The sequence below is a fragment of the Leifsonia araucanica genome, from assembly GCF_051161895.1.
In the GTDB taxonomy this organism is placed as follows: domain Bacteria; phylum Actinomycetota; class Actinomycetes; order Actinomycetales; family Microbacteriaceae; genus Leifsonia.
Genome location: NZ_JBMBTW010000002.1, coordinates 302695 through 325558 on the forward strand (window position 1 = coordinate 302695; position 22864 = coordinate 325558).

23 protein-coding genes are annotated in these 22864 nt (G+C 70.7%); 13 read left to right on the forward strand and 10 right to left on the reverse strand.

What is annotated here, in order from left to right; translation table 11 throughout:
- Positions 1–37: 37 nt before the first annotated feature.
- Positions 38–508 carry an Lrp/AsnC family transcriptional regulator gene (locus ACN6M5_RS01435; RefSeq protein ID WP_168689139.1) on the reverse strand — a complete coding sequence of 157 codons (471 nt, stop codon included), beginning with the start codon at positions 506–508 and terminating at the stop codon, positions 38–40.
- A gap of 234 nt (positions 509–742) precedes the next feature.
- Here ACN6M5_RS01435 and pdhA point away from each other — a divergent pair, with 234 nt between their 5' ends.
- The 3 genes from pdhA to ACN6M5_RS01450 are packed head-to-tail and all read left to right on the forward strand — an operon-like array spanning position 743 to position 4214.
- A complete protein-coding gene (pdhA, locus tag ACN6M5_RS01440; RefSeq protein WP_256921977.1) occupies positions 743–1858 on the forward strand; it encodes a pyruvate dehydrogenase (acetyl-transferring) E1 component subunit alpha in 1116 nt (371 codons plus the stop codon).
- Positions 1855–2868 (forward strand): alpha-ketoacid dehydrogenase subunit beta, encoded by a 1014-nt coding sequence (locus tag ACN6M5_RS01445; protein ID WP_434948262.1) that lies wholly within the window; start codon positions 1855–1857, stop codon positions 2866–2868. Before pdhA ends, ACN6M5_RS01445 begins: the two co-directional genes overlap by 4 nt.
- Positions 2865–4214 carry a dihydrolipoamide acetyltransferase family protein gene (locus ACN6M5_RS01450; RefSeq protein ID WP_434948263.1) on the forward strand — a complete coding sequence of 450 codons (1350 nt, stop codon included), beginning with the start codon at positions 2865–2867 and terminating at the stop codon, positions 4212–4214. Before ACN6M5_RS01445 ends, ACN6M5_RS01450 begins: the two co-directional genes overlap by 4 nt.
- 249 nt (positions 4215–4463) lie before the next feature.
- Here the strand turns inward: ACN6M5_RS01450 and dapD are convergent, their stop codons facing one another.
- Positions 4464–5453, reverse strand: coding sequence for a 2,3,4,5-tetrahydropyridine-2,6-dicarboxylate N-succinyltransferase (gene dapD / locus ACN6M5_RS01455; protein ID WP_434948264.1), 990 nt, complete (start codon positions 5451–5453; stop codon positions 4464–4466).
- Positions 5454–5470: 17 nt separating this feature from the next.
- Between dapD and dapE the strand changes: the two genes are divergently transcribed.
- The 3 genes from dapE (at position 5471) to ACN6M5_RS01470 (ending at position 8038) form a co-directional block, all read left to right on the forward strand.
- Positions 5471–6553, forward strand: a complete 1083-nt coding sequence (gene dapE, locus ACN6M5_RS01460) for a succinyl-diaminopimelate desuccinylase (RefSeq protein ID WP_434948265.1) — start codon at positions 5471–5473, stop codon at positions 6551–6553.
- Positions 6537–7772, forward strand: a complete 1236-nt coding sequence (locus tag ACN6M5_RS01465) for a hypothetical protein (RefSeq protein WP_434948266.1) — start codon at positions 6537–6539, stop codon at positions 7770–7772. The genes dapE and ACN6M5_RS01465 overlap by 17 nt, the downstream gene beginning before the upstream one ends.
- 92 nt (positions 7773–7864) lie before the next feature.
- Positions 7865–8038: a DUF3117 domain-containing protein gene (locus ACN6M5_RS01470; protein ID WP_082581279.1), complete on the forward strand. Its 174-nt coding sequence runs from the start codon at positions 7865–7867 to the stop codon at positions 8036–8038.
- Positions 8039–8101: 63 nt separating this feature from the next.
- On the opposite strand, the gene ACN6M5_RS01475 is transcribed toward ACN6M5_RS01470, so the two are convergent.
- Positions 8102–8734, reverse strand: coding sequence for an O-methyltransferase (locus ACN6M5_RS01475; protein ID WP_085369425.1), 633 nt, complete (start codon positions 8732–8734; stop codon positions 8102–8104).
- An 82-nt stretch (positions 8735–8816) separates the two neighbouring features.
- On the opposite strand from ACN6M5_RS01475, the gene ACN6M5_RS01480 reads away from it, so the two are divergent.
- Genes ACN6M5_RS01480 through ACN6M5_RS01490 form a run of 3 tightly spaced genes read left to right on the forward strand, consistent with a single transcriptional unit; the run spans position 8817 to position 12107 of the window.
- A complete protein-coding gene (locus ACN6M5_RS01480; RefSeq protein WP_085369536.1) occupies positions 8817–9191 on the forward strand; it encodes a twin-arginine translocase TatA/TatE family subunit in 375 nt (124 codons plus the stop codon).
- A 59-nt stretch (positions 9192–9250) separates the two neighbouring features.
- Positions 9251–10627, forward strand: coding sequence for an MFS transporter (locus ACN6M5_RS01485; RefSeq protein ID WP_434948267.1), 1377 nt, complete (start codon positions 9251–9253; stop codon positions 10625–10627).
- The gene (locus ACN6M5_RS01490) at positions 10614–12107 is read left to right on the forward strand and encodes a pyridoxal phosphate-dependent decarboxylase family protein (protein ID WP_434948268.1); all 1494 of its coding nucleotides are present in this window, start codon (positions 10614–10616) and stop codon (positions 12105–12107) included. Before ACN6M5_RS01485 ends, ACN6M5_RS01490 begins: the two co-directional genes overlap by 14 nt.
- A gap of 31 nt (positions 12108–12138) precedes the next feature.
- Here the strand turns inward: ACN6M5_RS01490 and ACN6M5_RS01495 are convergent, their stop codons facing one another.
- The 3 genes from ACN6M5_RS01495 to ACN6M5_RS01505 are packed head-to-tail and all read right to left on the reverse strand — an operon-like array spanning position 12139 to position 15125.
- Positions 12139–13257 (reverse strand): Mrp/NBP35 family ATP-binding protein, encoded by a 1119-nt coding sequence (locus ACN6M5_RS01495; RefSeq protein WP_434952284.1) that lies wholly within the window; start codon positions 13255–13257, stop codon positions 12139–12141.
- Between the two features lie 16 nt (positions 13258–13273).
- Positions 13274–13816 carry a DUF1003 domain-containing protein gene (locus tag ACN6M5_RS01500; RefSeq protein WP_168689145.1) on the reverse strand — a complete coding sequence of 181 codons (543 nt, stop codon included), beginning with the start codon at positions 13814–13816 and terminating at the stop codon, positions 13274–13276.
- Complete coding sequence (locus ACN6M5_RS01505; protein ID WP_168689146.1) at positions 13803–15125, reverse strand: magnesium transporter MgtE N-terminal domain-containing protein; 1323 nt, start codon at positions 15123–15125, stop codon at positions 13803–13805. The genes ACN6M5_RS01500 and ACN6M5_RS01505 overlap by 14 nt, the downstream gene beginning before the upstream one ends.
- Positions 15126–15181: 56 nt before the next feature.
- Between ACN6M5_RS01505 and ACN6M5_RS01510 the strand changes: the two genes are divergently transcribed.
- Entirely contained in the window at positions 15182–15838 is a 657-nt protein-coding gene (locus ACN6M5_RS01510; RefSeq protein ID WP_085369430.1) for a YflT domain-containing protein, read from the forward strand.
- Here the strand turns inward: ACN6M5_RS01510 and ACN6M5_RS01515 are convergent.
- Positions 15835–17367: an aminopeptidase P family protein gene (locus ACN6M5_RS01515; RefSeq protein WP_434948269.1), complete on the reverse strand. Its 1533-nt coding sequence runs from the start codon at positions 17365–17367 to the stop codon at positions 15835–15837. The two genes, ACN6M5_RS01510 and ACN6M5_RS01515, sit on opposite strands and share 4 nt — an antisense overlap.
- Before the next feature lie 24 nt (positions 17368–17391).
- On the opposite strand from ACN6M5_RS01515, the gene ACN6M5_RS01520 reads away from it, so the two are divergent.
- Positions 17392–18264, forward strand: a complete 873-nt coding sequence (locus ACN6M5_RS01520; protein ID WP_085369432.1) for a PHP domain-containing protein — start codon at positions 17392–17394, stop codon at positions 18262–18264.
- A gap of 72 nt (positions 18265–18336) precedes the next feature.
- Entirely contained in the window at positions 18337–19485 is a 1149-nt protein-coding gene (locus ACN6M5_RS01525) for an aggregation-promoting factor C-terminal-like domain-containing protein (protein WP_434948270.1), read from the forward strand.
- An 80-nt stretch (positions 19486–19565) separates the two neighbouring features.
- Here ACN6M5_RS01525 and ACN6M5_RS01530 read toward each other — a convergent pair whose 3' ends face one another.
- Positions 19566–21074, reverse strand: a complete 1509-nt coding sequence (locus ACN6M5_RS01530) for a DEAD/DEAH box helicase (protein ID WP_434948271.1) — start codon at positions 21072–21074, stop codon at positions 19566–19568.
- 229 nt (positions 21075–21303) lie between these two features.
- Here ACN6M5_RS01530 and ACN6M5_RS01535 point away from each other — a divergent pair, with 229 nt between their 5' ends.
- Positions 21304–21918, forward strand: coding sequence for a ferritin-like fold-containing protein (locus ACN6M5_RS01535; protein WP_434948272.1), 615 nt, complete (start codon positions 21304–21306; stop codon positions 21916–21918).
- 328 nt (positions 21919–22246) lie between these two features.
- Here the strand turns inward: ACN6M5_RS01535 and ACN6M5_RS01540 are convergent, their stop codons facing one another.
- A complete protein-coding gene (locus tag ACN6M5_RS01540) occupies positions 22247–22549 on the reverse strand; it encodes a hypothetical protein (RefSeq protein ID WP_085369436.1) in 303 nt (100 codons plus the stop codon).
- Positions 22550–22559: 10 nt separating this feature from the next.
- Entirely contained in the window at positions 22560–22784 is a 225-nt protein-coding gene (locus ACN6M5_RS01545) for a DUF3107 domain-containing protein (protein WP_085369437.1), read from the reverse strand.
- Positions 22785–22864: the final 80 nt, after the last annotated feature.

Here is a 22864-nt window from a genome sequence, read left to right on the forward strand (position 1 = left end):
TCGGGGCGGCCTTCGTCGTCCCCGCCGATGGCTGCGGTCAGCGCGCGGCGTCTCTGGCGAGCAGGGGATGCAGGCGGTAGGGGATGAGCTCGCCCATGTCGAGCGCGGTCTCCGCGCGCTCGACGCCGTCGGCGGCCTGGATGGCGCCGGTGATGCGGAACAGGTCCTCCGCGTCCGTGCAGACGACGCGCACGAGCAGATCGGACGGACCGGAGAGCCCGTGCGCCGAGACGATCTCCGGGATGGTCGCCAGCTGCTCCACGATCGTCGCGAGCTTCTGCTGGTGCACGTGCACCGTCACGAACGCGGCCAGCGGGTAGCCGGCGGCGTTGGCGCTGATCCGGCGATCGAACGACAGGAACACCCCGGACCGCTCCAGCTCCGCCACTCGCGACTGCACCGTGTTGCGGCTCAGCCCGAGGCGGTCGGCGAGCGTCACGTTGGACGATCGGGGGTCCTCCGTGAGGGCCACGAGGATGCGTCGGTCGGTGCTGTCGATAGTGCGCATAGTGTGAAAGCTAGCACGCGGCGACACGGCCGGATAGTGCAGGTTGCACGGTCGACACGCCGATGGTTGTGCGTGGTGATCCGAAAGCGTAACGTTCCGGGTAATTCCGGCAAGGACGCCGGAAGCCGGTCCACAGCGCCACAAGCGTGAGGGCCGGGCGCGAGAGTGAAGGTTGCGTGAACCGTGACGATCGACAATCAGCCTGACATCCGGATGTCCGACGACGACGGTCGGATGGACGATGTGCACCTCGGCGAGCTGCGGCTCGGCGGCATCGACACCGTGCAGCTCCTGACTCCCGACGGGATGCGGTTGAGCGACGACAGGTACGACGCCTGGATCTCCGACATCGGCGACGAGCAGCTCCTCTCCTTCTACGAGGACATGGTCGTCATCCGCCGCATCGACACCGAGGCGACCGCCCTGCAGCGCCAGGGCGAGCTGGGACTCTGGCCGCCGCTGCTCGGCCAGGAGGCCGCCCAGATCGGCTCCGGCCGCGCCCTCCGCTCCGACGACTTCGTCTTCTCCAGCTACCGTGAGAACGGCGTCGCGTACTGCCGCGGCGCCCAGCTCACCGACCTGGTCAGGGTCTGGCGCGGCACGGCGCAGTCCGGCTGGAATCCGTACGACATCAACATGGCCACTCCGCAGGTCATCATCGGCGCGCAGACGCTGCACGCCACCGGATACGCGCTCGGCATCCAGGCCGACGGCACCGACGCGGTCGCGGTCGCGTATTTCGGCGACGGCGCCACCAGCGAGGGCGACGTGAACGAGGCGATGATCTTCGCCGCGACCTATGCCGCCCCCGTCATCTTCTTCTGCCAGAACAACCAGTACGCGATCTCCGAGCCCGTCGCGCTGCAGGCGCAGCGGCCGATCGCCGAACGCGCTCCCGGGTTCGGCATCCCGAGTGTGCGGGTGGACGGCAACGACGTGCTGGCCGTGCTCGCGGTGATGCGCTCTGCGCTCGAACGGGCGCGCTCCGGAGGCGGCCCGACCTTCATCGAGGCGGTCACATACCGGATGGGTCCGCACACCACCGCGGACGACCCCACCCGCTACCGCGACCCCTCCGAGCTCGAGCAGTGGAAGGTCAAGGACCCGATCGCTCGCGTCGGCGCATACCTCAGCCGCAGCGGCGCGCTGGACGCCGCCCGCGAGGAGCAGGTAGCCGCGAAGGCCGACGCCGTCGCCGCCGAGCTGCGCGCCGGATGCGTCTCGCTGCCCGACCCGGACCCGATGACCGTGTTCGACAACGTGTACGCCGAAGCGCACACCGGCATCGCCCGCGAGCGCGACCACTACTCCCGCTACCTCAGAACCTTCGTCGGAGGTGACTCGCGATGACGACGCTGACCATGGCGAAAGCCATCAACGCCGGGCTCCGCCACGCGCTGGCGGACGACGACCACGTGGTGCTGATGGGCGAGGACATTGGCACCCTCGGCGGCGTCTACCGGGTGACGGACGGCCTGCAGACCGAGTTCGGTCCGCGCAGGGTGATGGACTCGCCGCTGGCCGAGTCGGGCATCCTGGGCACGGCGGTGGGCATGGCGTACCGCGGGTACCGTCCGGTGGTGGAGATCCAGTTCGACGGGTTCATCTACCCGGCGTTCGACCAGATCGTGAGCCAGGTGGCGAGGATGCACTACCGGACGGCCGGCGCCGTGCGGATGCCGATCACCATCCGGGTGCCGTTCGCGGGCGGGATCGGCGCTGCCGAGCACCACTCCGACTCTCCGGAGGCCTACTTCGCGCACGCGGCGGGGCTGCGCGTGGTCAGCCCGTCCGGTCCGGAGGACGCGTACACGCTCATCCGGCAGGCCATCGCCTCCGACGACCCCGTGCTGTACTTCGAGCCGAAGCGCCGCTACCACGTGAAAGGCGAGGTGGATGAGGACGCCCCACTCGCCGACGCCCGCCCGATGGGCACGGCGCGCGTGGTCGTCCACGGAAGCGATGTGACCCTCGTGACCTACGGTGGCCTGGTGCAGACCGCCAGGGATGCGGCCGCCGCTGCCGCCGACGACGGCGTCTCCATCGAGGTGATCGACCTGCGCTGCCTCTCGCCGCTCGACGTCGACACGGTCGCCGCTTCGGTGCGGAAGACCGGCCGCCTGGTGATCTCGCACGAGGCCGCGCTGTCCGGCGGGATGGGGGCGGAGATCGCCGCGTCCATCACCGAGCGCTGCTTCTACCACCTGGAGCACGCGCCGGTGCGCGTCACCGGCCACGACATCCCGTACCCGGCCGCGAAGCTGGAGGGGGCGCACCTGCCCGACCTCGACCGCATCCTGGACGGCGTGGACCGCGCGCTCGACCGCCCGAACTCGCTGAGCGGGGTGGAGGAACTGTGACCGTCAAGGAGTTCGCCCTCCCGGATCTCGGCGAGGGGCTGACGGAGTCCGAGCTGGTCAGCTGGCGGGTCGCGGTGGGCGACACGGTGCAGCTGAACCAGATCATCGCCGAGGTGGAGACCGCGAAGGCGCTGGTCGAGCTGCCTGCGCCGTACGAGGGCCGCGTGTCGCAGCTGTTCGTGGAGCCGGGCGTGACGGTGTCGGTGGGGGAGCGGATCGTGGCGTTCGAGGTGGGCGGCCCGGAGGAGCCCGCACCGGATGCGCCGACTCGGGATGCGCAGGAGCCCGCCGTCGTGGACGCCCCGGAGCCCAACCTGGTCGGCTACGGCGCGAAGGCCGACTCGACGGCGCGACCGCAGCGCCGCGCCCGGGTGGCGGCGTTCGCGGCGGGGGCGACGACGGTTCCGGATGCGCGGGTGGCTGCGCCGTCCGACGTGCCCAGCGCTGCGCCTACCGCCGACCGGCCGCGCAGCACGCCTCCCGTTCGGAAGCTCGCGCGTGAGCTCGGCGTCGACCTCGCGAGCATTGCGGGAACCGGCGAGCGCGGGCTGGTCACGCGTCACGATCTCGAGGCGTTCCTGGAGGCTGCGACCGGTGCCGCCTCGACTGGTGCGACCACTGCCGCCTCCGCGGCAACCCCCACGGGCCGCGAGACGCGCATCCCGATCAAGGGGGTGCGCAAGGCGACGGCGGAGGCGATGGTGCGCAGCGCGTTCACCGCTCCGCAGGCGACCGTCTTCCTCACCGTCGACGCCACGCCGACGATGGAGCTGGTCGAGCGGCTGCGGGCGGCCGCCGAGAGCCCGGAGCGCCGCCCAGGGCTCCTCACCGTCATCGCGAAGGCGCTCTGCATCGCCGTCCGCCGCACGCCGGAAGTCAACGCGCGCTGGGACGACCCGGCGCAGGAGATCGTGCAGTTCGGCTACGTCAACCTCGGGATCGCGGCCGCGACGCCGCGCGGGCTGGTCGTGCCGACGGTGCGGGATGCGGACGCGCTCGGCCTGGGCGACCTGGCCGCGAGCATCCGGAGCCTGGCGGAGACCGCGCGGGCAGGACGCACCGCGCCGGAGAGCATGACGGGCGGGACGATCACGATCACGAACGTGGGGGTGTTCGGGATCGACGCCGGCACGCCCATCCTGACGCCGGGCGAGGCCGCGATCCTCGCGGTCGGTGCTGTGCGTCGGCAGCCGTGGGAGTTCCGCGGCGAGGTCGCGCTGCGCGACGTGCTGACGCTCGCGCTCTCGTTCGACCACCGCCTGGTCGACGGCGAGCAGGCCGCCCGTTTTCTCGCGGACATCGGCCGGATCGTCTCGGACCCTGCCTCCGTCCTCACGATGGTCTGACGCCTCCGCATCCGTTCGAGCGGAGATCCCGGTCCTCCGGCCCCGGATCTCCGCACCAACGGAGGAATCTGCGGCGCGTCGGCCCGAACCTCCGCGCGAACCATAAAAACGGAACCTCGGGGAGACACGCCGCCGGGAACTCCGTTTGGACGGACGTTCGGCCGCATCCCGGGCAGTTCTCCGGCGGAGCGGAGCGCGGACGGGGAGTCGGTGGACGGGCGGGTGACGCGGAGCGGGAGGCGCTGCGGGCTACGCGTGCAGGGCGGCGTTGAGCTCGACGCCGCCGCCTGCGCGGCGGAGGACCTCGACGGCGCCTGTGAGCGAGTTGCGGCGGAAGAGCAGGCCGGGCACGCCGGACAGCTCCACGGCCTTGACCGTGCGGGGCGCGCCGTCGGCCGTCGGCACGTCTCCGACGAGCACGACCTTGGTGCCCGCGGTCACGTACAGCCCGGCCTCGACGACGCTGTCGTCGCCGATCGAGATGCCGATGCCCGAGTTCGCGCCGAGCAGCGCCCGCTCACCGATGGCGACCCGCTGGGTGCCTCCGCCGCTCAGCGTTCCCATGATGGATGCGCCGCCGCCGATGTCGGAGCCGTCGCCGACCACGACGCCCTGCGAGATGCGGCCCTCGACCATCGAGGTGCCGAGCGTGCCGGCGTTGAAGTTGACGAAGCCCTCGTGCATCACCGTCGTGCCGGGGGCGAGGTGCGCGCCGAGCCGCACGCGGGAGGCGTCGGCGATGCGCACGCGGTCGGGCGTCACGTAGTCGAGCAGGCGCGGGAACTTGTCGATGCCGGTCACCTGGATGCCCGCCCGCTGCAGCTGCGGGCGCAGCCGGGAGTAGTCGGCGGGATGCACGGGGCCCGCGTTGGTCCACGCCACGATCGGCAGGTGGCTGAAGACGCCGTCGAGGTTCACCGTGTTCGGGGCGGCGAGCAGGTGCGAGAGCAGGTGGAGGCGGAGGTACGCATCCGGGGTGGAGGCCGGAGCGGCATCCAGGTCGATCTCGACCGTCACGATGTCGACGCGCACGTTGCGGCGGGCGTCTTCGACGGCCAGCGCCTCGAACTCGGCCGGAGCGATCCAGCGGTCGCGCCCGGCGGGCAGGGAACCCAGCCGCGGCTCGGGGAACCAGGTGTCGAGCACGGTGCCGTCGCCTGCGACGGTCGCGAGGCCGTAGCCCCAGGCGGTGCGGGGGGATGCTGGCGCGGCGGATTCGGAGGAAACGTCGGAGGGCATGGCTCTAGATTAGTAGGGTGCCTCTCGACCTCAGCGCCTCGTCCATCGACATCACCCGCCAGATCTGCGACATCGAATCGGTGTCGGGCAACGAGAAGGAACTGGCCGACGCGATCGTGGAGGCGCTCAGCGGCCTCGACCATCTGGAGATCATCCGCGACGGCGACACCGTCGTCGCGCGCACCGATCTCGGCAGGGAGCGCCGCGCCGTCATCGCCGGTCACATCGACACCGTGCCGCTGAACGACAACCTGCCCACCCGCTTCGAGACCGCGGACGGCATCCAGTACCTCTGGGGCCGCGGCACGGTGGACATGAAGTCCGGCACCGCCGTGCAGCTGAAGCTCGCCGCCGAGCTCACCGACCCGGCCATCGACATCACCTGGATGTGGTACGACCACGAGGAGGTCTCCGCCGACCTCAACGGCCTCGGCCGCCTCGCGCGCAACCGGCCCGACCTGTTCCAGGGCGACTTCGCCATCCTGGGCGAGCCGAGCAACGGCGTCGTCGAGGGCGGCTGCAACGGCAACCTGCGGGTGGAGGTGCGCACGTACGGACTGCGGGCGCACTCGGCCCGCGGCTGGATCGGCGACAACGCCATCCACAAGGCCACGCCCATCCTGGACACCCTGGCTGCGTACACGGCGCGCGAGGTCGAGGTCGACGGGCTCGTCTACCGCGAGGGCCTGAACGCGGTCGGCATCACCGGTGGCGTCGCCGGCAATATCATCCCGGACGAGTGCATGGTGCACATCAACTACCGGTTCGCGCCGTCCCGCACCTCCGAGGAGGCCATCGCGCACATGCACGAGCTGTTCGGCGACTACGAGATCACCGTCGTCGACCGTGCGGACGGCGCCCGCCCCGGACTGGATGCGCCGCTCGCGCAGGAGTTCCTCGCCGCGGTCGGCGGAACGGCCAAGCCGAAGTACGGCTGGACGGACGTGGCACGGTTCAGCGCGATGGGCATCCCGGCCGTCAACTACGGCCCCGGCGACCCGCTGAAGGCGCACGCAGACGACGAGCGCGTCGCGGTCGATCAGATCACCGCCGTCGAGGCGGGACTCCGCGCCTGGCTGACCGGTGCTTCCCGCCGCTGACGTCGAGGCGCCGCCGGCGGCGGGCGGCTTCCAGCGCACCTGGGCGCGCTGGTGGGTGCGGGTGCTGGCCGTGTACGCGGCGAGCAGGGTCGTCTCCACCGTCTTCCTGCTGATCTTCGCGAGCGTGCAGGGCAAGAACCCCTGGACGGGAGCGCACCCGGACTACTTCTCGTTCGCGACGATCTGGGACGGGCTCTGGTACAACATCGTCGCCGTCTCGGGCTACCCGTCGTCCCTGCCGACGGTCGACGGTATCCACGTCACCGAGAACGCGTGGGCGTTCATGCCCGGATACCCCGGCCTCGTGAACGTCGTCATGTTCCTGACCAGGATGCCGTGGGCGCCCGCCGCCGTCACCGTCTCCGTGCTCTGCGGGGCAGGGGCGGCGCTCGTCTTCTACCGGCTGATGCTGCGGGTCGGCCTGTCAGCGTCGACGAGCCTGTTCGCGGTGGTGCTGTTCTGCGTCTCTCCGGTCTCACCGCTGTTCCAGCTGGCGTACGCGGAGTCGCTGTACCTGCTGCTGCTCGCCACCGCCCTGCTGCTGCTCGTCGAGCGGCGGTACGGCTGGCTGTTCCCCGTGGTCACGGTCATGGCGTTCACCCGTCCGAGCGGACTGGCGTTCGCGCTGGCACTCGGGATGCACGTGATCTATCGCTGGGTGGTGCGCCGCCGCGACCCGTTCCCGGTGCGCGACCGCATCCTGAGCCTGTCGCTGACGGTGTTCAGCGGGCTGGCCGGGCTGGCGTGGCCCGCCATCGCCGCCGCGGCGACCGGGTCGATCACGGCGTACACGGACACCGAGCTGGCCTGGCGCTCTCCATACATCGGATACACGCACCTGGTGCCGTTCGCGTCGTGGTTCCAGGGCGCGTACTGGTGGTCGAACGCCATGCTCGGGCTGCCGGGCTGGCTCGGCATCGTGGTGCTCGTGATCGTGCTCGCCCTCTTCGCGATCACCCTGTTCTCGCCCGGTGTGCGGAGGCTCGGCGTCGATCTGCGGTTCTGGATCGTGGCGTACGCGCTGTATCTGCTCGCCGTGTTCTTCCCGCAGTCGAGCACGTTCCGGCTGCTGATGCCGCTGTTCCCGCTGCTCGGTGCGATGGCGCTGCCGCGCAGCAGGGTGTACCGGGTGGGGCTGGTGCTGCTCTTCCTGGCGCTGCAGGTGGGCTGGCTCGCGATCGCCTGGGGTGTCGACGGAGCCGACTGGTCGCCCCCGTGATCGGCGGTCAGCCCCGAACGCGGGTGGATTCGATTTCCGCCCGTCCGCTCCGATGACAGATAATAGACATACATCCACGAAAGGGGAGCTGCATGGCGGCCATGAAGCCGAGGACCGGGGACGGGCCAATGGAGGCTGTGAAGGAGGGTCGGCTCATCATCGTGCGGGTGCCGCTCGAAGGTGGGGGACGGCTCGTCGTCTCCGTCAACGACGCGGAAGCCAAAGAACTTCACGATGCTCTCGCGAGCGTCGTGACGACCTCCTAGCGCACACGAACGAGTACCCGAGGAACGGGCCCCACGGGGCCCGTTCCGCCGTTAGGGCGTCGGTTACGGCGTCAGCTTGGTGAGCTGCAGCAGGCCGTCTCCCGCGGGGGAGAGCGCGGCGATCACGGCGCCTGAGCCCGCGGTCTCCGTGATGAGCGTGCGGAAGCCGGTCGCGACGTCGTCCCGCGCCGCGGGGTCGGAGACGCGGCCCTTCCAGAGCGCGTGCGCCACGAGCACGGTTCCGCCGGGGCGGGCGAGGCGGAGGCCGTGCTCGACGTACTCGATGACCGAGCCGGGGTCGGCGTCGACGAAGACGATGTCGTAGGAGTTCTCGTTCATCCGGGGGAGCACATCCAGTGCCCTGCCGGTGATCAGCCGCACCCGGTTGGAGGCGATGCCCGCCTCGGTGAAGAACCCGCGGGCGTGCTGCTGGTGGTCGACCTCGGAGTCGATCGAGGTGAGCTGCGCCTCCGTGCCGCCTGCGAGAAGCCACAGGCCGGAGACGCCCACGCCCGTGCCGATCTCGACGATGCTCTCCGCCGCCGTCGCGGCGACGACGACAGCGGCCTGCGCACCGATGCTCGGCGCGATCGGCTCGATGCCCAGTTCGAGCGACTGCTGCCTGGCGCGCGCGATCACCTCGCTCTCGACGATGACGTCGTCGGCGAACTTCCAATTCGAATCTTTGTCAGACACAGTGCTCCCGATGCTCTCCGGTCCAGGATACGGCCAGGACGCACAGCAACACCGCAGGCGCGACCGCGATACCCTTGCTCCTGTGTTCGGTCTGACTTTCGACAAGTTGCTCATCGTGGCGGTGATCGCTGCCTTCTTGCTCGGACCGGAACGCCTTCCCACCTACGCGGCCAAGCTCGGCAAATTCACCAGGTCGCTGCGCGATTTCGCGAACGGCGCCAAGACCAGGATGCGCGACGAGATGGGCCCGGAGTTCGACGAGGTCGACTGGAAGAAGCTGGACCCGCGCCAGTACGACCCGCGCCGCATCATCCGCGAGGCGCTGCTCGACGATCCGGCCGCCACGTCGACGGTCACGGAGAGCAGCATCAAGCCGGTGACCGAGTCGGCGTACGCGCAGCGCAAGCGCAAGCTGGAGGCCGGCGCGGTCCCGCCGTTCGACACCGAATCCACCTGAGCGGAAGCCCGTAGCGCTGAATCCTCCTGGGAGGCCCCCGCATCCAATACGATGCGGGAATGATCGCAACGGAGCAGACGGTCGCACGCGCGACGGTCACGCGCTACGCCGTCGGCTCGCTCGGCACGGGCGGCTTCTCCACCCTGCCGGGGCTGGTGCTCGTCTACTACCTGACGGACACGCTCGGCGTCGCCGCGATCGTCGCCGGCCTCGTCGTGACGCTCGCCAAGGTGTGGGATGTGATCATCGACCCGGTGATCGGCGCCCGCTCCGACCGGATGCTCGCCGTCGGCGGGTCGCGCCGCCCGATGATGATCCTCGGCGCCGTCACCCTCCCCGTGCTCTTCCTGCTCACGTTCGCCGTGCCGGTCGGGACGCCCGAGCCGCTCGCGGCCGTGTGGGTGTTCGTGGCGTTCCTGCTGACGGCGACGGCGTTCAGCCTGTTCCAGGTGCCGTACATCGCCTTGCCCGCTGAACTCGCCTCCGGCTACGACCAGCGCACCAGGCTACTGACCTGGCGTGTTGTGGTGCTCACCTTCGCGATCCTGCTGTTCGGCGCGGGTGGCCCTGCCTTGCGGTCGCTCGGCGGCGACAACCAGTTCGCCGGCTACTTCCTGATGGCGCTCGTCGCCGGTGTGGTGATCGGGGCCGGGATGCTCGTGTCGGCGTTCGTCGCACCGCGCCGGCCGGCATCCACCGTCGTCCCGCCGACGGTGGGGGTGCTCACGACGCTGCGCACGAACTACGCGGCCGGGGTGGCGGCGCTCCGCGACAGCCAGCCGTTCCGGGCGCTGCTGCTGACCTTCCTGCTGCAGGGGCTCGCCACCGGGCTGATGCTCGCCGGTGCCAACTACGTGGCCACCTGGGTGCTGCACTCCGAGGATGCCGTGACGTTCTTGTTCGTCGCGCTCATCGGTCCTGCGCTGATCGTGACGCCGCTCTGGGGCGTGATCTCGCGCCGGATCGGCAAGGAGCGCGGGTTCGTGGCCGCGAGCATCCTGTTCGGGGTGGCCGCGCTCTCGATGGTGCTGCTGGTGTGGTTCCCTGGGGCGTGGGTGTACGCGCCGGTCGCGCTGGTCGGTGCAGGGTACGCCGGGATGCAGTCGCTGCCGATGGCGATGCTGCCCGACGTGATCTCGCACGACGCCACCCGCAACGGACCCGGCAGGGCCGGGACGTTCGGCGGGATGTGGACGGCGGGGGAGACCACCGGGATGGCGCTCGGCGCGACCGTGCTGACGATCATCCTGGCGCTCACCGGCTACGTCACCCGGTCGATGACGGAGTCCACGGCGATCGCAGCGGGCCAGCCGGCGAGCGCCGTCGTCGGCATCGTGATCGGTTTCAGCATCGTTCCAGCGGCGATCGTGGCGCTCAGCCTCATCCCGCTCGCCCGGTACGGCCTGCGCAAGGAGGACATCGATGGTCGCGTTTGACTCTGCGGCGATCCTGGGGCGGCTCGCCGCGCTCCGGGCGGCGGACGCCCCGACGCACGGCGGTCGCGTGCTGAGCTACGTCTACGACTCGGGTCTCGCCGAGGTGGACGAGCTGGCCGCGCAGGCGATGCGCCTGGTGCAGCCCGTGAACGGGCTCGACCCCACCACGTTCACCTCGGTGGCCGTGATGGAGCGCGAGGTGCTCGGCTTCGCTCGCGAACTGCTGCACGGAGCGGACGACGTGGTCGGCTCGGTGACGTCGGGCGGCACGGAGTCGTGCCTGCTCGCCGTGAAGACCGCGCGCGACGTCTGGCGCGCGGCGGGCGGCACCGGCCGGGCGCGGATGGTCGCTCCCGTGACGGTGCACGCGGCGTTCCAGAAGGCGGCGCACTACTTCGACGTGGACCTGGAGCTCGTCTCCGTGCATCCGGAGACGGGTGTGGTCGACGCGGACGCGATCGTCGGCAGGCTCGGCGCAGACGTCGCGCTCGTCGTCGTCTCCGCGCCCGGATACCCGCTCGCGGCGCTCGACCCTGTCGAGGCCGTCGCCGCCGCCTGCGCGGACGCCGGCATCGCTCTGCACGTGGATGCCTGCATCGGCGGCTGGATCCTGCCATTCTGGCGGAACGCCGACGGCTCTCCGCTGCCGCTCTGGGACTTCCGCGTTCCCGGCGTCACCAGCATCTCCGCCGACCTGCACAAGTTCGGCTACGCACCGAAGGGCGCGAGCGTGCTGCTGCAGCGTGGCCGCGACCGACAGAGGATGCAGTACTTCGCGACCACGGGCTGGCCGGGCTATCCGGTGGTCAACCCGACGATGCTCGGCTCCAAGTCGGCCGGAGCCCTCGCGGCGTCCTGGGCGATCGTGCAGGCGCTCGGGGCCCGCGGCTTCGCGGAGCTGGCCGAGTCCTGCCGCCGGGCGACGCGCGCGCTGGCCGACATCATCGGCGACATCGACGGCCTGCGGATCGTGGGGGACCCGGTCGGGCCGCTGCTCGCGGTCGCCACCGACGAGTCCGTCCCTCCCGAGCGCCGCGTCGACCCGCACCACTGGGCGGACAGGGCGGGGCGCCGCGGCTGGCACCTGCAGCTGCAACCCGGTCTGGTTCAGCCGGACGGCACGCGGCTGCCGCACACCACGCACCTCACGATCACCCCGGTGACCGAGGAGCGCGTGGACGAGCTCGAGGCGGCGCTGCGCGCCTCTGCCGACGAGGTGCGCGGCGTGCCGGCGGTCGACCCCTCTGCGATCCTCGGGGCGCTCCCGCCGGGCCTCGCGGACGGCCCGCTCGACGCGGAGACGGCGTGGGGCGTGCTGCAGGCGATCGGGCTCGCCGGCGCGAGCGACGACGCGTCAGGAGCCACGCTGCCGGACGAGCTGGCGCCGTTCCTCGCGCTGATCGGGGCGCTGCCCCGGCCGCTCACCGAACGTCTGCTGATCGAGCTGCTCGCGCGGATCGTCGAGCCGACCGAGAGCTGACCCCCTGAGACCTGCGCCGCCCGGGCGAGACTCAGACCACCGAGATCCCGAGCTTCCGCCCGGAGAGTCCGCGCGCCCGGGTGGCGAGCCTATCCGCCACCGACCGGATGGCCACGGCTGCGGCATCGGCGGGGTCGGTGACCACGATCGGCGCGCCCGTGTCTCCACCTGCTCGCAACGGGATGCTCAGCGGCACCGACGCGAGCAGCGGCACCTCCTCGTCCTGTCCGGCGGAGAGGCGGCGCGCGACCTCGGCCCCGCCGCCGCTGCCGAACAGGTCGAGCACGGTGCCGTCCGGCTGGGGGAGCCCCGCCATGTTCTCGATGACGCCGATGACCTTCTGGCCGGTCCGACGGGCGAGCACGCCACTGCGCTCAGCGACGTCGGCGGCCGCGGGCTGCGGGGTGGTCACCACGATCACCTCGGCGTTCGGCAGCAGCTGGCCCACCGAGATCGCCACGTCCCCCGTGCCGGGCGGCAGGTCGAGCAGGAGCACGTCGAGATCGCCGAAGAACACGTCGCCGAGGAACTGCTGGATGGTGCGGTGCAGCATCGGGCCGCGCCAGGCGACGGCGGCGGACGGCGAGTCCACGAACATCCCGATCGACACCACCTTCACCCCGTAGGCGACGGGAGGCAGGATCATGTCGTCCACGCGCGTCGGGCGCTGTGCGACGCCCTCGGCGTCTGTAAGGCCCAGAATGCCGGGGATCGAGAAGCCGTGCACGTCCGCATCCACGATCCCGACCCGCAGGCCACGCTCCGCGAGGGCGACGGCGAGGTTGGCGGTGACGGTCGACTTGCCGACGCCGCCCTTTCCGCTGGTCACCGCGTAGACGCGGGTGAGCGAGTCCGGCCCGAACTGCTGGGCCCGGGATGCGCGGCCTCCGCGCAGCTTCTCGGTGAGCGCCCTGCGCTCCTCCTTCGACATCACCGTCACGTCGACCGTGACGGCGGTGACGCCGGGCACGCTCGCGGTGGCGGTGCGCACATCCCGTTCGATCGTGTCGGCGGCCGGGCAGCCGACGATCGTCAGCTTGACGCCCACCCTCGCGTGCCCGGACGGGTCGACGGCGACGCCGCCCACCATGTCCAGCTCGGTGATGGGCTTGCGGATCTCGGGGTCGAGCACACCGGCGAGGGCGTGCATGACCGTGTCGGCCAGCTCAGCCACGCGCCTGCGCTCCGTCGCCTTCCCTGCTGCCATCGTCGTCGCGCCGGTCCAGGTCGTCGAGGAGGGCGCGCAGCTCGGCGCGGATGAAGTCCTTGGTCGCGATGTCCTTGATCGCCAGCCGCAGGGCGACGACCTCGCGCGCCAGGTACTCCGTGTCCGCCAGGTTGCGCTCCGCGCGCTGCCTGTCCTGCTCGATCTGCACGCGGTCGCGGTCGTCCTGCCTGTTCTGGGCGAGCAGGATGAGCGGGGCGGCGTACGATGCCTGCAGCGACAGCACCAGGGTCAGCGCGATGAAGCCGAGCGCGATCGAGTCGAACCGCCAGGCGACGGGGGCGAGGGTGTTCCACGCCATCCAGAACACCACGAAGACGGTGAGGCCCAGGATGAACCAGGGCGTGCCCATCGCGCGGGCGATCCACTCGGTGAACCGGCCGAACCTGTCGTTGTTGTCGACGGTCTGGCCGCGGCGGGGGATGACGGTGGTGCGGAGGCCCTTGGGCGCATCCAGGCGGGTGTCCTGCTTACCTCGTGCCATTGCCGCCCCTCCTTCCGTTCACAATGCGGATACTGCCGGTCTGATCGGAGACGGGCGCGCGTTTCACGGGCTCGTCTTCGTCGCGACTTCGCCAGTCGTCTGGCAGCAGGTAGTCGAGGATGTCGTCAATGGTCACCACCCCGACCAGTCGGTGGTTGTCGTCCACGACGGGAACGGAGACCAGGTTGTAGCTGGCCAGGATGCGCGACACCTCTGCAGCGGAGGTGTTCGCCGTCACCGGTTCCAGGCTCGGGTCGAGCAGGGTGCCCAGGCGCACGTGCGGCGGGTAGCGGAGCATCCGCTGGAAGTGCACGACGCCGAGGAAGCGCCCGGTCGGGGCCTCGTACGGCGGCAGGGTCACGCACACCGCCGCGCCGAGCGCCGGGGCGAGCTCGTGCCTCCTGATCAGGGCGAGTCCTTCCGCGACGGTGGCGTCGGCGGAGACGATGATGGGCTCGGTCGTCATCAGACCGCCCGCGGTATCCGGCGCATAGCTGAGCAGCATGCGCACGTCCTCCGCCTCCTCCGGCTGCATCAGTTCGAGCAGGTGCTCTCCACGCTCGTCGGACAGCTGGGCGATGAGGTCGGCGGCGTCGTCCGGCTCCATCTGGTCGAGCACGTCCGCCGCGCGGTCGTCGTCGAGCTTGGCGAGGATCTGCACCTGCTCGGACTCCGGCATCTCCTCGAGCACGTCGGCGAGACGGTCGTCCGGCAGCTCTTCCGCGACCTCGAGCATCCGGAGCGGTGGGAGGTCGAGCAGGGTGTTCGCGAGGTCGGCCGGCTTCAGCTCGGAGTACGTGGCGATCAGCTGCTCGGCGGACTGCGCCTCGCCGCGCGCCTGCTTCTCGCGCACCTCGTTCCAGGTGACGAACGTGGTCGGGCCCTTGCCGAACGGGGACGATCCGGACTTCGGGCGGCGCACGAAGAGCTGGCTGATCGCCCACTCTCCCGTCGCGGACTCCTCGATCGCCACGTCCTCGATGGTCGCCTCGCCCGTGCCGTCGGCGAACAGCACCTTGCGGCCGAGCATCTCGGCGATCACGCGCACCTCGCCGCCGCGCTGCTCGAATCTGCGCACGTTGATGAGGCCGGTCGTGATGATCTGGCCGCTGCCGATGCTGGTCACCCGGCCGATGGAGACGAACACCCGCCGCTTGCCAGGGATCTCGACGATCAGCCCAACGACGCGCGGCGGATCGCTTTTTCGGTAGACCACCAGGACGTCGCGCACCTTGCCGACCCGGTCGCCGACCGGGTCGAAAACGGTGCACCCTGCCAAACGGGCGACGAAGACTCTGGTGGCACTCACATGTAATAACTTAAGCCCTCCGGCCGTCAGGTCGCTGCGGATGGAAGAATGGAGCGATGAGCAGCCAGAGTCCGCTTGGCGGACGCAACCGTGTCATGTTCCCCACGCTCCCGCGCGGAGAGGTCGTCGCCACATACGAGACCTACCCGGAAGCGCAGCAGGCGGTGGATGTGCTGGCGCGCGCGGACTTCCCCGTCGACAAGGTCTCGATCGTCGGAAGCGACCTCAAGAGCGTCGAACGCGTGACGGGGAAGCTGACCTGGGGGCGTGTCGCGGTCGCCGGTGCGGCATCCGGTGCGTGGCTCGGAATCTTCTTCGGCCTGCTGCTGGTGATCTTCTCGCCGCAGGTCAGCCTGGCGTTCGTGCTCGCCGCCGTGCTCATCGGCGCCGGGTTCGGGATGCTGTTCGGCGTCGTCTCGTACGCCATCAACCGCCGCCGCCGCGACTACACCTCGGTGATGCAGGTGATCGCGACCAGCTACTCGGTGCTCGTCGACTCCGACCTCGTCAACCGCGCACGCAACCTGATGCAGGGCGGCGTCGGAGACGGCAGGGAGGCGCCGGTCGCGCACCCGTCCGACCCGCCGGTGGCGCCGCATCCGTCCGACCCTCCGCCCGCGTTCCCGCAGCCGGAGCACCCGTCCGATCCGCCGCCTGCGCCGCCAGCGCCGCCCGCTCCGGCTGGGCCGCCCGCGCCTGAGGAACCGCGCTAGCGCAGTCGCTGCACCCACGCCTCCACGTCGTCCGCCGTGCGCGGGATGGCGATGGAGAGGTTCTCCGCGCCGTCCTCGGTGACCAGGATGTTGTCCTCGATGCGCACGCCGATCCCGCGGAACGCCTCCGGCACCGTGAGGTCGTCGGGCTGGAAGTACAGGCCGGGTTCGATGGTGAAGGTCATGCCGGCCTCGAGCACGCCGTCCAGGTAGAGCTCGCGCCGGGCCTGCGCGCAGTCGTGCACATCCAGTCCGAGGTGGTGGCTGGTGCCGTGCACCATGTAGCGGCGGTGGTGCTGGTTGTCGGCCTGCAGAGCCTCCTCAGCGGTGACCGGCAGCAGCCCCCACTCCGCCGTGCGGCGGGCGATGACCGCCATCGCGGTGGCGTGGATCTCGCGGAACCGGATGCCGGGACGCACGATCGCGAACGCGGCGTCCGCCGCTTCGCGCACGGTCTCGTAGACCAGCCGCTGCGTCTCGGTGAAGGTGCCGTCGATGGGGAACGTGCGGGTGATGTCCGCGGTGTAGTAGCTGTCGACCTCCACGCCGGCGTCCAGCAGGATGAGGTCGCCGGGAACCACGGGGCCGTCGTTGCGCGTCCAGTGCAGGATGCACGCGTGCGGTCCGCTCGCGGCGATCGTGTCGTAGCCCACCGCGTTCCCGTCAGCGCGGGCACGGCCGTTGAAGACGCCCTCGACCAGGCGCTCGCCGCGGGGATGCGCGGTGATGCGCTCCAGGTCGCCGATCACGTCGTCGAAGCCGCGCGCGGTCGCCGCGATGGCGGAGCGCAGCTCGGCCACCTCGTACGCGTCCTTGACCAGCCGCAGCTCGGACAGGTCGCGCGCCAGCTGGTCGTCCGTGTCGTGCTGTTCCGGGTCGTAGCCGGGCGCTGAGGCGTCGTCTCCTGCGAGGACGAGGCGGAGCGCATCCACGGAGTCGGTGATCGCTGAGTCGGCCTCGCGCAGCACGATGGTGTCTGCGTCGGTGGCGTCGACGACCGCATCCAGGTCGGCGATGCCGCGGGTGGCGAGCGCGAGATCGCTGGCGACCTGCGCGAGCGACGGGCGCGGGCCGATCCAGAACTCGCCGATCTCCGGGTTTGCGTAGAACTCGTCGGAGTCGCGGCCGGCGCGCTCACGGAAGTAGAGCGTCGCGTCGTGGCCGGCGTCCGTCGGTTCCAGCACGAGCACGCTGCCCGGCTCGGAGTCGGAGCCCCAGCCGGTGAGGTGCGCGAACGCCGAGTGGGCGCGGAAGGCGTAGTCGGTGTCGTTCGAGCGCTGCTTGAGGCGCCCGGCCGGGATGATCAGGCGCTTGCCGCGGTAGAGCTCGGAGATCGCCGCGCGGCGGGCCGCGGCGAACGACGCCTGCTCCCGCGCATCCGGCAGCGTCTCCTCCCGCTCGGCCCAGCCGCTTCCGATGTATTCCTTGAAGCCGTCCGAACCCGGTGTCGTCGACCGGTTGGAGGTGGCGCGCGGGGCGGGGGCTGCTGTTGCCGGCTGGGTCTGCTGCTGCGAGGACATGCCGACCATTCTTCCACTCCTAGGATGGAGTGCATGGCTGATGTGCGACGCTTCCGTGGTCCCATCGACCTGCACACCCACTCGTCCGTCTCCGACGGCACCGAGACACCGGCGGAGCTGGTGCGGGCTGCAGCGGTCGCCGGGCTCGGCACGGTCGCGCTCACCGACCACGACTCCACCGCCGGCTGGCTGGATGCTGCGGCCGCCGGAGCAGAGGTGGGCGTCACCGTCCTCCCCGGCATGGAGCTCAGCACGCGCATCGAGTTCGCCAGCGTGCACATGCTGGGCTACCTCTTCGACCCGCAGAACCCGGCGCTCGTGGCGGAGACGGCGCGCATCCGGGAGGGCCGGCTGACCAGGGCGGAGGAGATGGTCAACCGCATCGCGGAAGACTACGACATCACCTGGGCCGACGTGATGGACCAGGCCACAGAGGGGGCGACCGTCGGACGCCCGCACATCGCGGACGCCCTCGTCGCCCGCGGGCTCGCCAGCGACCGCAGCGCCGCCTTCGCGGGCATCCTGCACTGGCGAGGCGGCTACTATCAGCCGCACTACGCTCCGGAGCCGCTGACCGGGGTGCGTCTCATCCGCGAGGCGGGCGGCGTCCCCGTGCTCGCGCATCCGGCGACGGGCGGGCGCGGCAGGGTCATACCGGAGCAGCGGCTCGCCCGGCTGGTGGATGCCGGCCTCTTCGGCCTGGAGATCGACCACAGGGAGAACACCGAGGACGGCAAGGCCAGACTGCACGAACTGGCCGCGAAGTTCGGGCTCGCCGTGACCGGGTCGAGCGACTACCACGGCGACGGGAAACCGAACCGGCTGGGGGAGAACACGACCGATCCTGAGGTTGTTGACAGGATCATCGAAGAAGCGACAGGCGCGGCGCCCTTCTACGCGTCCTGAGGTTTTCTGCTTAGCCTGGGTCGGGGTTCGAAGCACGGAGCCCAGGATCGAGCACGGGAGACGAGGTCAGGCGTGAGCCGACGGAGCTGGTCAGCAGCGGCAGCGGCCGCGGTGCTGGTCGCCGCCATCGTGACGGCGGGAGGAGCATCCCCTGCCGTCGCGGACACCTCGTATCCGTCGTGGGACGACGTGCAGGCGGCGAAGGCCAACGCCGCGGCCAGTCAGGCGGAGGTGGACCGCATCAACGGTCTGCTCGCCTCGCTGCAGACCTCCGCGGACGCCGCAGGCGACCTCGCGATCAAGCGCGCGGGCGAGTACGGGCAGGCGGAGGCCGCCCTGCAGGCGGCGACGCAGAAGGCGGACGACCTGCGGACGGCCGCGACGGCGGCGAGCACCAAGGCGGCGTCTCTGCGCTCGCAGAGCGGCAAGCTCGCCGAGCAGCTCACCCGCTCGGGAGGGGCGGAGGTGTCGTTGCGGCTCTTCCTCACCGGGAACAGCTCGGTCAAGTCGTCGGAGCTGCTCTACCAGCTCGGTGCCGTCTCCAAGCTGGCCGACCAGGCGAGCACCCTGTTCGCGCAGGCCACGGCGCAGAAGAACCTCGCAGCATCCCTCAGCGAGCAGGCCGCCCAGGCCCGCACCATCCGCGACGGGCTGGCGACGCAGGCCAAGACGGCGCTCGACGCCGCCAAGGCGGCCAAGCAGGCGGCGGATGCGCAGCTCGCCGACCAGAAGCAGCACGCCACCACCCTGTACGCGCAGCTCGCCGCGCTGAAGAACACCGAGGCGTCGGTGGAGCAGAAGTACGCGGAGGGTGTCGCGGCGGCGCAGGCGGCGGCAGCGCAGGCCGCAGCGGCCGCAGCGGCGGCGGGCGACGGAGGGGCGGACGGCTTCGCCCCACCTCCGGGTGTCGACGTCGACCCGGCCGGAGCGCAGAACTACGCGTCCAGTGTGCTCGGGTCGTACGGCTGGGGTGGAGACCAGATGGGCTGCCTGATCCGGCTCTGGAACCAGGAGTCCGGCTGGCGCACCGACGCGTACAACACCTCGAGCGGCGCATACGGCATCCCGCAGTCGCTTCCCGCGAGCAAGATGTCGTCGGCGGGCGGCGACTGGATGACCAACTACCGCACGCAGATCAACTGGGGTCTGGGCTACATCAGCGGCCGCTACGGCTCACCCTGCGGAGCCTGGACCCACGAGATCGGCTACAACTGGTACTAAGAAATCGAGTCCGGACTTATTCACGCGACACGCCGGAGCGGTGCGTGAATAAGTCCGGACTCGATTGGTCCTGGCGCTGGTCAGGCGGTGGGAGCCGTCGGGGCTCCGCCGCGGGAGCGACGACGACGGCGGCGCGGTGCGCTGTTGCCGTCGTGGTGCTCTGCTCCTCCGCCGTCGTGGGTTCCGGATGCCGGGGTGTCCGTCGCCGGGGCGGTCTCGGCCGAGCCTGCTCCGCTCGGGCGGCCACCGCGGGTGCGGCGACGGCTGCGCTGGCTGTCGCCGGCAGCGTCGGATCCGCCGGAGCGTCCGCCCTCTGAGCGACCACCCTCGGAGCGACCGCCTTCAGAGCGTCCACCGTCCGAGCGTCCGCCCGAGCGCTGCGCGCCGTCGGCCTTCACCGCGGGCGTCGCCTTCAGGCGGCCCTTGGAGCCGGCGGGGATGTCCAGGTCGGAGTACAGGTGCGGCGACGACGAGTACGTCTCCGTCGGCTCCGGCTGGCCGAACTCGAGGGCGCGGTTGATGAGCGCCCACTTGTGCAGGTCTTCCCAGTCCACGAACGTGACGGCGATGCCGGTCTTGCCGGCGCGTCCCGTGCGGCCTGCACGGTGCAGGTAGGTCTTCTCGTCGTCCGGGATGGTGTGGTTGATGACGTGGGTCACGTCGTCGACGTCGATGCCGCGGGCCGCGACGTCCGTGGCGATCAGGATGTCCTTCTTGCCGGCCTTGAACGCGGCCATCGCGCGCTCGCGCTGCTCCTGGTTGAGGTCGCCGTGCACGGCGGCGGCGTTGAAGCCGCGGTCGTTGAGCTCCTCGACCAGCTTGGCCGCCGCGCGCTTGGTGCGTGTGAACACCACGGTCTTGCCGCGGCCCTCCGCCTGCAGGATGCGGGCGACGACCTCGTCCTTGTCGAGCGAGTGGGCGCGGTAGATCAGGTGCTTGATGTTCGCCTGGATCTGGCCCTCGTCCGGGTCGGTCGCGCGGATGTGGATGGGGCGCGTCATGAAGCGGCGCGCCAGGGCGACGATCGGGCCGGGCATGGTCGCGGAGAACAGCATGGTGTGGCGCGTTGCCGGGGTCTGCGCGAACAGCTTCTCGATGTCGGCGAGGAAGCCGAGGTCGAGCATCTTGTCCGCTTCGTCGAGCACCATCTCGCGCACGTTGGAGAGGTTGAGGAGTCGCTGGCCGGCGAGGTCGAGCAGACGGCCCGGCGTGCCGACGACGATCTGCGCGCCCGACTTGAGCTGGGCGATCTGGCCTTCGTACGCCTTGCCGCCGTAGATGGCGACGACCTCGGTGTCGCGGTTCGCCGCCGCCTGGGAGAGGTCTTCGAAGACCTGGACGCACAGCTCGCGGGTGGGGACGACGACGAGTGCCTGCACCCCGGGCTCCGGGTGGAGTCCGAGACGCTGGATGATCGGGAGGCCGAAGCCGAAGGTCTTGCCGGTGCCCGTCTTGGCCTGGCCGATGATGTCCTGGCCGTCGAGAGCGAGCGGGATGGTCTGCGCCTGGATGGGGAAGGGCTCGATGATGCCCTTCGCGGCGAGAGCGTCGACCATGTCCTGGTCGATGTTGAGTTCAGAGAAAGTCACTAGAGAATATGCCTGTCGATCGTGAGTTGAAGGTCTACGCCTTGTTCCTCGTTCGCAGGCGTAGGGCCGTCGATCCAGCGCCGACGGCGGCACCAGCTTACTGGACGTCCCCGTTACACTGCTGTACGTGGCAACCTGGATCTCCCGACGCCGGCCCCCGGTCGAGCTTCCCCGACTGACGCCGCGGAACACTCCCACGCAGGCGATCCGCGTCGATCTACACGAGGTCATGCCCGATCTGCTGCCGTATCTCGGCCAGGCCGCCTACCTCCAGCTGGAGACGTTCCAGACCCTCTCGCGCGTCGTCGGAGAGGTGGATGCGCTCTCCGCCAAAGAGAAGGTGGCTGCGGCGGCCGGCCACGCGCTGTCCAAGCACCAGGGCGTCGTGGCGGAGATCCGCCGCCGCGGAGACGACCCTGCCGAGGTGATGAAGCCGTTCGCCGACGAGATCGACGGCTTCAGCGCGCTGACGACCGGGACGGACTGGCGCGAGACACTGCTGGCCGTGCTGGTGACGAGCGGCCTGCTCGACGACTTCTTCATCCGCCTGGCGGCCGGGCTCCCCGGCGACGTCGGCCCGCGCATCGCCCAGTTGCTCGGCTCGGACGGCGGCCAGGAGGGCGTGCTCGACGTGCTGCGCGACGAGATCGAGGCCGACCAGCGGCTGTCGTCGCGCCTGGCGATGTGGGGGAGGCGCCTGGTGGGCGACACGCTCCTCGTCGCACGCTCGGCGCTGCACCTGTCCGGCAACCCCGCGAAAGACGACGAGCGCATCGAGCCGATCTTCACCGAGCTCATCGCGGCGCACACCCGCAGGATGGACGCCCTCGGCCTCACGGCCTGACGCGGCCTCACGGCCTGACGCGGCCTCCTGGCCTGACGCGGCCTCGGGCCGACGCGGCCCCATCGGCAGCGGGTGTTCGACCGGAGTTCTGCCGTGACACGCCGCCGGGTTCTCCGCCCGAGCGGAGAAACTCGGCGCATCGGCCCGAAACTCCGCCCGAACGGATCGGGCGCGACGCGGAGGTCCGTTGCGTCGGAGAAGGCGCGCGTGGCCGGGATCTCCGTCGTTGCGGAGGATGCGGGCGCAACGGCCGGGATCTCCGCAGTTACGGAGAGTGCGGCGGCGTGTCGGGCGCGGATTCCGTTCGAGCGGAGCCGGTGGGACGGCTTCAGCGCGCGACGGCGCCCTTGGTGAGGTCGGCGAGCATCCGGTCGTCGTGCGCGGTGCGGACACGGCCGATGACCACGTCGACCACGGCGACCACCAGGGCGGTGCCGAGGAGCGTGATCCACCAGATCCAGCCGCCGTTCCACTTCAGGCCTGCCCAGGTGAGGGCGACCCAGAGCACGCTCGACACCATGACCCCGAGAGCGGGCATCAGCACGGCGCCGTGCGTGTGACGGTTCGGCAGCAGATAGCGGGCGGCGAGGCCGATGATGGCCCCGCCGAGCGCGACGAAGAGCAGTTCCACGCTGGCGAATCTAGCCGACGAAGCCGATGCGGCGCGACTCGTCCGAACCGATCTCGATGTATGCGATGCCGGCCGTCGGGACGACGTACAGCTTGCCCTTGTTGTCGGTGAGGCGGACGAATCCGGTGCCGCTCGAGAGCGCTGCCTCGACCTGCGATGCGATCTCCTCCGCCGTCTGGGACGACTCGAAGCTGAGCTCGCGAGGAGCGTTGACGATTCCGATGCGGATCTCCACGTGTGGTGCCTTTCGAATCTGACCGGCGGATGTGAGTTCAGACTACGACACGCAGCCTGCGGCGCTGCGCCGCGTTCTCT

Bases quoted from the DNA above. Each gene is read 5' to 3' on its own strand.
- ACN6M5_RS01500 (WP_168689145.1), bottom strand. From the start codon at position 13,816: ATGGCACGAGGTAAGCAGGACACCCGCCTGGATGCGCCCAAGGGCCTC.
- ACN6M5_RS01510 (WP_085369430.1), top strand. From the start codon at position 15,182: ATGAGCAGCCAGAGTCCGCTTGGCGGACGCAACCGTGTCATGTTCCCC.
- ACN6M5_RS01445 (WP_434948262.1), top strand. From the start codon at position 1,855: ATGACGACGCTGACCATGGCGAAAGCCATCAACGCCGGGCTCCGCCAC.
- ACN6M5_RS01435 (WP_168689139.1), bottom strand. From the start codon at position 508: ATGCGCACTATCGACAGCACCGACCGACGCATCCTCGTGGCCCTCACG.
- ACN6M5_RS01490 (WP_434948268.1), top strand. From the start codon at position 10,614: ATGGTCGCGTTTGACTCTGCGGCGATCCTGGGGCGGCTCGCCGCGCTC.
- ACN6M5_RS01495 (WP_434952284.1), bottom strand. From the start codon at position 13,257: ATGCACGCCCTCGCCGGTGTGCTCGACCCCGAGATCCGCAAGCCCATC.
- pdhA (WP_256921977.1), top strand. From the start codon at position 743: ATGGACGATGTGCACCTCGGCGAGCTGCGGCTCGGCGGCATCGACACC.
- ACN6M5_RS01535 (WP_434948272.1), top strand. From the start codon at position 21,304: ATGCCCGATCTGCTGCCGTATCTCGGCCAGGCCGCCTACCTCCAGCTG.
- ACN6M5_RS01515 (WP_434948269.1), bottom strand. From the start codon at position 17,367: ATGGTCGGCATGTCCTCGCAGCAGCAGACCCAGCCGGCAACAGCAGCC.
- dapD (WP_434948264.1), bottom strand. From the start codon at position 5,453: ATGCCCTCCGACGTTTCCTCCGAATCCGCCGCGCCAGCATCCCCCCGC.
- ACN6M5_RS01470 (WP_082581279.1), top strand. From the start codon at position 7,865: ATGGCGGCCATGAAGCCGAGGACCGGGGACGGGCCAATGGAGGCTGTG.
- ACN6M5_RS01485 (WP_434948267.1), top strand. From the start codon at position 9,251: ATGATCGCAACGGAGCAGACGGTCGCACGCGCGACGGTCACGCGCTAC.
- ACN6M5_RS01520 (WP_085369432.1), top strand. From the start codon at position 17,392: ATGGCTGATGTGCGACGCTTCCGTGGTCCCATCGACCTGCACACCCAC.